Raw genomic sequence first — 6,000 nt, 5'->3', positions numbered from 1 at the left:
AAAGTCTAAGCACTTTTTATGAGTTTCCAGGGTGCATCAGAAAAATAATATACACCACCAATATTATTGAGAACATCAATAGGATCATAAGAAAGTACACAAAGACAAAATGCAGCCTGCCCAACGATCAGGCAGTAGAAAAGGTAGTGTACCTGGCACTGATGCAAATAGCCAAAAAATGGAGCCAGCCCCAGGATGACTGGGCCACCATGCTGGTAAACTTTATTGATATATTCGGTCAGGAAAGATGTGATGTTGAAGTATAAACCCTTTGCACAGTTATCTAAACTGGATAGAAAACCAGCTTACACAGATAAGTTAACACTCTCTTTACTACTGGAATATACCTTGATAACGTACATCATTTTTTAATCAATGTATTCTTTATAAACAGGTTTGTAGCCTGCCAGGCGGGCAACTGGGGAAAATATAATGGTTAGGAACTTTTGGAGGTTATAGGATGGCTTTGCCAGCCTGTACACATCCCTATATTGTTTTAAAAGAAGTATGGATTGGAGGAACCCGGGAGCACCCTTCTTCCCCACCCGTCCATTGACCGCGAGACCCATCCCCGTTTCCAATAAATATTCTGTATTCATGGCTGGCTGAACCCTCCAGGCCACCTTTGCTTTTTTAGTATAGGGATTCCACATCGAGTGAATGGTATTGGGTGCGATTTCCAGTTTTTCTCCTTGCAACAATTGTTTGACAACACCATTGATGCGAATATGGATCCTGCCTTCCTGTACCATAAAATGTTCTGTCTGAAATGGATGGTAATGTGGTGGAGGCTCCTTGGAAAAGGGATCAAACCTGGACTCCATTTCCAATAGTTCACCATGCGTATCCCGGGAAGTTTTAGTAAACCGGATGGTCTGACCGGTTACAGGATTATGAATTACCTTATTTGGAATGGCCATAATTTTTTGACCTCAAATTGATTCGTTTTAATCAATTGGTCAACAGATAAATTGTTGAATTGCACATCCTGCTGTATGTATTGAGAAAATGGGAAGAATTGACTGCACAGCTGGAAGGTATTTTTGCAGAAATGACCGGGTTTAATTGCTGTCACATTTCATTAGCAGGTAGTAATATATAAAATGTAGATCCTACGCCTGGTTCAGAACTTGCCCATATATACCCGTTATGGTTTTCAATGACCTTACGTACAATGGAAAGTCCAATACCTGTACCCCTGTATTCTGCATTACCGTGAAGCCTCGTAAAAACATTAAATATCCTTTCCGCTTCTGCTTGTTCAAAGCCAATTCCATTATCACAAACACTGATGCAGTTAAAGATTTTCTTTTGCTCATCTTCGGGCAGATTTAAACTGGTATCCTTTCCTGCCAATTGCTGAAAGCTTACCTGTATGTTTGGCGCTACACCTGGTTTGCTATACTTCAATGCATTACTGATCAAATTTTGAAAAGACTGTTGCAATTGACGCTGGTGGCCCTGCATGCTGAATAATGTATTTACGGTTATCGTGGCTTCTTTATCTTCTATTTCCAGGTCCAGGTCTTCCAACACCAGCTCCATTAATTGGTTCATGTCCACAAGGTCATATACTCTTGGTCGCAAGCTTATCTGGGAGTAAGAAAGCAGATCGTCAATCAGGCTACCCATTCTTTTGGAAGCACTTTCCATCCGGTCAAAATAACGGCTCTCTTCCGGGTTCATTCTATCTCCCAGTGACTGTTTCAATCTTTCGCCAAAAAAATGGATCTTTCGAATGGGCTCTTTCAGATCATGTGATGCTGCATAGGCAAATTCTTCCAGGTTAGTGTTGGAACGCCGTAACTCCCCGACTGTTCTTTCCAATTCTGAGGTTCTTTCAGCCACCTTCTGTTGCAACTGCATTTCACTTTGTTCAAGAGCTTCCTGTGCCAGCTTTTGATCATGAATATCAAGACCAACGCCTACATACCCATTAAATGCACCACTGGCCAGGTACCTGGGGTTGCCTTTGAAGGCATGCCATCTATATATGCCATCATGCCTTTTCACTCTTATTGCCGGGATATAATAAGCTTTTTGAGCCTGGAACGCTGGCAGATAGTGCAACATAACCTCTTCTATATCATCTGGGTGAATAATACCATCCCATGCCCTTCCCCTGGCTTCTTCAAGGGATTGACCTGTGTATTGCAGCCAGGTTTTGTTCCAATAGCTCACTGGTGCCTCTGGTTCTGCGTCTATGATAAATACGAACATTGGGCTTTCATCGGCAAGGTTGCGGAACCGTTCATCGCTTTCCCTCAATGAAAGTTCAGCCAGCTTCAGTTCAGTAATATCCCTGGTAGTGCCAGCCACAGATTCCACCTCTCCGTTTTCGCCCAATACCGGAACAAAAATATAATCATACACCCTCCTTCCATAAGTAGCATGAGGAAAGGAGACTTCTCCTCTTATAGACATTTTAGTAGCCACTACCTGGTCAATTTCCCTTTCATGCATTTCGGCATGCCAGGGTTCATAGCCATTTTCCAACAGACCTTTTCCAATGGAACGCTCCCAGGTACTTCCCCACATATTCAACAGGGCTTTGTTGGCGTAGGTAAACCTGTAGTTAAGGTCAAAAACATAGATAAGATCTGGAGTGCTGCCATTGATGGTTTCATAGAGTCGCTTTTGCCGCTCCACTTCTTTTTTCGATTCTTCCATTTTCTTCTTGGTTTCCACTTTTTCTGTCACATCATGCGCCATGGTAAAAACACCTTTAGGGATGTGATTGTCATGACCATAATAAGGCAGATAGACCATATCGAAATAACGCACCTCTTTTTGACCTGTTCGAAGTGTAGTGACCATTACTTCATTTTCAGTATAGGTTTGGCCGGTATGGATCACATGGTTGAATAATTCAATGATCCCCTGTCCCTCCAGTTCTGGTATGGACTTCAATAAAGGTTTGCCTATGATTTCAGTGCTTTTACCCCAAAGGCTGAGCGCTGATGCATTAGCCATTTCCAGCACATGTTCCTGCCCCCTTGTGAGACCAATAGCTGCGGGTAAACGCATGATAATATTATGCAACAGTTCAAGTCCTTTAAGTTTTTCCTGCATCCTTTCCGCCCTAACCATTTGGGTGATCTCGGAAACAGTGTGAATGATATAGGCTATATCACCATCTTCTGTTACTACAGGTGTATTACTGGCATGCCAGTATCTTTCGGTATAAACGCCATCTTCGTTTTCAGTATCATATCGCTGCACGGATAATTCGTGAGGCTCCCTGTGTTGTACCACATGTGAAAGAGATGCCTTTAAATTGGAGGCGCCTGTATCATTACTATCATTGGGGTTGGAAGAAAATACCTCGAAGATTCCCCTGCCCAGCAGGTTCTCCTCATGAATACTTGCAATTTTTAAATATGCAGGAGTTGCTGCTACTATAGTAAAATTGGGTGTATCAGCCTGCAGCAGGATACTATTTCCAGGCAAAGCTTTAAAAAGCTGTATGTATGCTGCTTCTATACCAGGAACAAAAACCAGGGGTGTGTATTTCATAAAGGATGAAATTGAAGATAGGGTATATCACCAAAATGTCAGCGTGAGATAGGCAAAAAATCATCCTAAAATTGCATAAGAAGAATGTCTTAAAAATGCCCCGCCCGGTTACACAACCAGGATATGCAATTTGTTTAATTCTCCGGGGTTGACTGCATTCAATATTTCAACAGGAATATAACCGGTCACAAGTATCAACTGAACATAATTGGTAAGCTATCCCTTTAAGAGATTATATTTTGCTGATAGATTTTTTCTCCAGGTACCTGGAGAACTTCTTAGGTGGATAAATGAACGGTAGCAGGATGTAAATCATTAAAAATAGCGGTGTCAAAAAAGACAGGATAGCTGTAACCTTATGGTATATGCTGGCATTGGGTGCCAAAATACCATTAGTCTTACCATATTTGATAACGGAAAAAGTATAATCTACCTTTTCAGGAGAAAGTTTTCCCTTATAACCTTCATATAATTCATGGGCAGCTTTTAATTCCGCTACAGATTTTCTTCCTTTGGGAAACTGAGGCTCCATATTGGCATCAAATAAATACCATTTATTATCGATATACGCTTCTAATACAAAATGATTCTTCAGGCCAACCTTACGATACGGGATACTTATTCGCTTAAGTGCTTCAGCCAATACTATAGAAACCTGTGAGCAGGCAGCCTGGGGGTGTTTTAAAATATCATTAGGCAAAACAATGGCTGAAAGATCATCCCAAATGAGTTTGCCAGACAGCCAGGCTATCCAGTTATCCTGGAAGGAGTAATAGCTATAACCATGATAAAATCTTTCGGATAAGGTTCTGCTCAGAAAGCGAACATAGTTTAAAGATCCACGTTGCTGACCAGCGCAGGATGAATCGGTGTATTGTAAAACATCATTGACGCTTCGCAATTTGGGCACCAGTGTGGGTTCAAAAGCCTCCCACTGGTAACCTTTATTGATTGAATCCGGGTGTGGAGGTGATTTTACCAGGTAATAGCCTGCCAACAACATTACCAGGAAACCTAAAGCCAATAACCGGTTTTTGTGCATCAATATTTGTTCTTCAAGCACAATTTAATAAGAAATATAAAAAAGGGGCTATGCCTGTATTTTACAATGTGTATAAACATCTGAATAACTGGTGTTAATCAGCCTGGGCTAAAATGTGGGGAAGGGAACAGCCTTTGTACCATTTATGCAGGTATGAATATGTGTAACCCGGTAATTCTATGACTGCTGTTTTGCTTTTTAAAATGTATTGACACATTTGCGTTTAAATGATATCAATCTAATGGCAACTGCTTTAAGAACTTAAAACATTAACATATGAGACCTATCTGGAAAGGCTCAATTGGCTTCGGCCTTGTAAATATAGCGGTGAAAATGTATAGTGCTTCCGAGGAAAGTACTATGGCTTTTGTGCAGTTGGATAAGAATAATCATGCCCGCATCCGTTACAAAAAGATCAATGAAGCTACCGGTAACGAAATGAAGGAAGGAGACATTGTGAAAGGTTATAAATGGGGGGCTGATTATGTGATCATGGATGAGCAGGATTTTCAAAAAGCAACACCTGAGAAGCAGGACTTTCTTGAGATCGTACAATTCATCAATGAAAAAGAGATCGATGCGGTGTATTTCGAAAAGCCTTATTACCTGGAACCCGAAAAAAATGCAGCCAAGGCCTATGGCCTGCTAAGGGATGCCCTGAAAAAAGAAGGAAAGGCGGCATTAGGTCCTTTGGTTTATAATAAAAGAGAATGGATCTGCCTGGTTAAACCTTTAGGTGAGTTCCTGGTACTGCATCGTTTGCGTTTTGCAGAAGAGATCAGGTCAACAGAAGGCCTGGTGGTTCCAAAAGCCGATATCAAAACAGATGAACTGAAAATGGCATCCATGCTCATTGCCCAGCTCACCAAGCCATTCAAACCTGAACAGTTCAGGGATGAATACACGGAAAAGTTGCTAAAGGTAATTGAGGCAAAGGCTAAAGGAAAAGCTGCTACAGCCAAGCCGTTGAAGGTGGTGCACTCAGCCACTACCGAAGACCTGATGGCCAAGTTAAAGGCCAGCCTGAAAGCTCCAAGTAAAAAGGCATCATAAAAGATGGAATCATACACATGAAATCACTGAAGTACATTTCGACCCGCGAAAGACACCACTATATGAAATGCGAGTGTGGGCATTATTTTGATATGCGTGACCTGAATGATGTAGTAAAGCATTTACATAAAATGCAAACCAGTATTCCTAAAAAAAGTTATTCCCATTCCGTAAAAATTGGAGACCCGGCAGCTTATACACGGAGTAAAAAAAGGCTGGATTTGAATTAGGGTATATAATAAAATTACCTGGTGGATGCAAAATGAATCATAACTATATCAATCTATCTCCACATCATTACCAAATATTAGCCTTGCACTTCTGTTAGCCCATTCAGCCTGGTTTAAGATAAGAAGATTAATGCATGTTGTTTTGTAATTACAAAACCA

6 protein-coding genes are annotated in these 6,000 nt (G+C 41.1%); 3 read left to right on the top strand and 3 right to left on the bottom strand.

Annotated elements, in window-relative coordinates; genetic code table 11:
• Positions 1–266: transposase (locus BP74_RS10750; RefSeq protein ID WP_496373928.1), on the top strand; the 266-nt coding region annotated here is incomplete at its 5' end.
• A gap of 102 nt (positions 267–368) precedes the next feature.
• On the opposite strand, the gene BP74_RS10745 is transcribed toward BP74_RS10750, so the two are convergent.
• The 3 genes from BP74_RS10745 to BP74_RS10735 form a co-directional block, all read right to left on the bottom strand.
• Entirely contained in the window at positions 369–920 is a 552-nt protein-coding gene (locus tag BP74_RS10745) for a cupin domain-containing protein (protein ID WP_496373926.1), read from the bottom strand.
• 151 nt (positions 921–1,071) lie between these two features.
• Positions 1,072–3,516: a PAS domain-containing sensor histidine kinase gene (locus BP74_RS10740; protein WP_496373924.1), complete on the bottom strand. Its 2,445-nt coding sequence runs from the start codon at positions 3,514–3,516 to the stop codon at positions 1,072–1,074.
• Positions 3,517–3,748: 232 nt separating this feature from the next.
• Entirely contained in the window at positions 3,749–4,579 is an 831-nt protein-coding gene (locus BP74_RS10735; protein WP_496373922.1) for a hypothetical protein, read from the bottom strand.
• Positions 4,580–4,834: 255 nt separating this feature from the next.
• Between BP74_RS10735 and ku the strand changes: the two genes are divergently transcribed.
• Together ku and BP74_RS10725 are read left to right on the top strand one after the other, a co-directional pair.
• Positions 4,835–5,611, top strand: coding sequence for a non-homologous end joining protein Ku (gene ku, locus BP74_RS10730; RefSeq protein WP_496373920.1), 777 nt, complete (start codon positions 4,835–4,837; stop codon positions 5,609–5,611).
• Between the two features lie 17 nt (positions 5,612–5,628).
• Entirely contained in the window at positions 5,629–5,841 is a 213-nt protein-coding gene (locus tag BP74_RS10725; RefSeq protein WP_496373918.1) for a hypothetical protein, read from the top strand.
• The last annotated feature ends 159 nt before the right edge of the window (positions 5,842–6,000 follow it).

Source organism: Flavisolibacter ginsengiterrae DSM 18136 (assembly GCF_059568575.1).
Note: the sequence above shows the minus strand (reverse complement) of the source record. Positions and strands in the feature narration are given on the sequence as shown.

Excerpts from the sequence above, each read along its gene's own strand:
- BP74_RS10745 (WP_496373926.1), bottom strand. The coding sequence starts at position 920 with ATGGCCATTCCAAATAAGGTAATTCATAATCCTGTAACCGGTCAGACC.
- BP74_RS10740 (WP_496373924.1), bottom strand. The coding sequence starts at position 3,516 with ATGAAATACACACCCCTGGTTTTTGTTCCTGGTATAGAAGCAGCATAC.
- ku (WP_496373920.1), top strand. The coding sequence starts at position 4,835 with ATGAGACCTATCTGGAAAGGCTCAATTGGCTTCGGCCTTGTAAATATA.
- BP74_RS10725 (WP_496373918.1), top strand. The coding sequence starts at position 5,629 with ATGAAATCACTGAAGTACATTTCGACCCGCGAAAGACACCACTATATG.